General features: G+C 62.8%; 2 pseudogenes. Both read right to left on the bottom strand.

Annotated features, from left to right (window positions below):
- A pseudogene (locus BG842_RS10305) lies at positions 1-362 on the bottom strand (hypothetical protein); the annotation flags it as partial.
- A pseudogene (locus BG842_RS10310) lies at positions 362-2,306 on the bottom strand (DUF6789 family protein); the annotation flags it as partial. The pseudogenes BG842_RS10310 and BG842_RS10305, both read right to left, overlap by 1 nt.

Below are 2,306 nucleotides of genomic sequence, written 5' to 3' on the forward strand. Positions count from 1 at the left end.
TCGAATGCTTGCCGGTGGACGAACTGTCCGCGAACCTCGCCGGTGTCCCGCGGATTTTCGAGCGCGTCCTCGAACGCCCGGCGTTCCGCGGGCGCGAGTTCGTCGATGCCGAACTCCCGGAGCGGGTCGGTCCGCGTCGCGGCCGTCAGCTGGTCGGTCGCGCCGGGCGAGTAGACGACGATGGTCGGATTGCCACAAAGGTTGAGTTGGGATTGAACGACGGCGTACCCGCCGAGCGTTCCCCCGGCGATGCCGACGGCGACGAGGAGCGTTCCGAAGAACGGCGCGCCGTAGGTCAGCAACGTCTCGGAGAGCGAGCTTTCCTCGTCGATGGGTTCGGGATGTCGGTCGTCGGGGTCCATCAGGCCACCTCCCACCGTTCGGAGAGGTATTCGAACGTGGCGGACAGTCCGAATCCGTAGAACCAGTGGGCGATGAGGACGAAGACGGCGTAGGCGAGGAGATGAAGACCGGTTTGGCCGGTGTAGAACGCCAGTCCGAACCCGACCGAGATTATCGTCGCGAACGCCAGTCCGGTGATGATCCGCGGACCTCCGGGCAGGTACTCCGCCAGGACGGCGAACAGGAGCGCCCACGTCGTCATTCCCCCGATGAGGAAGAGGAGGTAGCCGATAACCACGCCCTGTTCGCCGACGAATCCCGCGAGGTCGGAGAACGACGCGAGGTCGAACACGCCCAGCACCGTCGCGGTGAACAGCACGCCGGACATGAGCATCGTTCCGATGAACCCGCCGATTGCGGCCGCGCCCGCGATGCGCGGAATCGTGTTTATCAGCGGTTCGACGCCGACGAGGATGTTCGGACTGCCCTCGCCGGGGACGCTCGTCGCGGCCGGACGGGTTATTTCGGGTTCCGTCGGTTCGATGCCGTACTTCTCCTCCAGCCGTCGTTCGAACCACTGCCACTCGCGGGTGAACTGGTGGGTGCGTTTCAGCCCCCACACGTCTGCCGTCTTGACGGGGGTGCCGTTCCAGTACGACCAGAGCATGTTGTAGAGCCACAACAGCACCGAGATGCCGAGGAGATACGCGCCGATGGTGGCGATGCGCTGGTACGACGCGAACTCCGCGGGATAGATGGCGAAGCGCCGCGGGAGACCCAACAGCCCCATGATGACGAGCGTGCCGAAGGTGACGACGGACCCGACGACGAGCAACAGCGATTGGAACAGCGCGAGTTGCCGGTCGTACATCCGCCCCGTCAGAATGGGATACCAGTAGTAACTCGCGGCGACCATCATGAACGGAATGATGCCCATGAGTATCAGGTGGAAGTGACCGACGACGTAGTAGGTACCGTGGAGGACGATATCGACGGGTATCACCGCCAGGAAGACGCCGGTCACGCCGCCGACGACGAAGGTGCCGATGCTGCCGATACAGAGAACCATCGGTGCCGTGAGCCGAACCCGCCCCGACCAAATCGTCGTTATCCAGTTGAACACTTTGATGGCGCTCGGTACGGCGATGGCGATGGAGACGGCCATGAAACTCGCGCGGAGGCGCGGGTCGATACCCGTCGTGAACATGTGATGCGCCCAGACGCCGAAGGAGAGCACGCCGATACCCATCGTGGAGTAGACGATGAACTTGAACCCGAACAGCTTCCGGCCCGCGAACTTCGGCAGGATGAAACTCATCAACCCCGTCGCCGGGAGGAAGATGATGTACACTTCGGGGTGCCCGAAGAACCAGAACAGATGCTGCCAGAGGAGCGCCCCGCCGCCCTGTGGCGCGTAGAACGTGGTTCCCAACACGCGGTCGAACAGCAGCATGATGGCGGCGCTCCCCAACAGCGGAAAGGCGAAGATGATTATTCCGCTCGTCACGAGGAGGTTCCAGCAGAAGATATCGAGCGAGTCGAACCCTACGTCTTCGGCGCGTTCGTAGAGGATGGTGACGATGAAGTTGATGGCACCGAGGGTCGTGGCGATGCCCGAGAGGTGCAACCCGAGGAGCAGAAAGTCTATCTGCGGGTTCGAACTCTGGGTCGAAAGCGGCGTGTACAGCGTCCATCCGAGTTCCGGGTCGCGGAGCGTCCAGAAGAACTGAAAGAGGGGGCCGTGAACGTCGAACAGTCGAAGGAACTGGCCGATGACCTGTGACGGAAGCCCCCGCGAACGAGGAGCAACGATGGTGGCAACAGCCAGAAGCCGATGGCGTTGAGGCGCGGAAACGCCATGTCGTCCGCGCCGATGAGGATGGGCAAGAAGTAGTTGGCGATGCCGAAGAAGACCGGCGTGACGAAGAAAAAGAGCATCGTGATGCCGTGCGAGGTGAACAGCG

This window comes from Haladaptatus sp. W1 (assembly GCF_001723155.1).
Classification (GTDB): domain Archaea; phylum Halobacteriota; class Halobacteria; order Halobacteriales; family Haladaptataceae; genus Haladaptatus; species Haladaptatus paucihalophilus.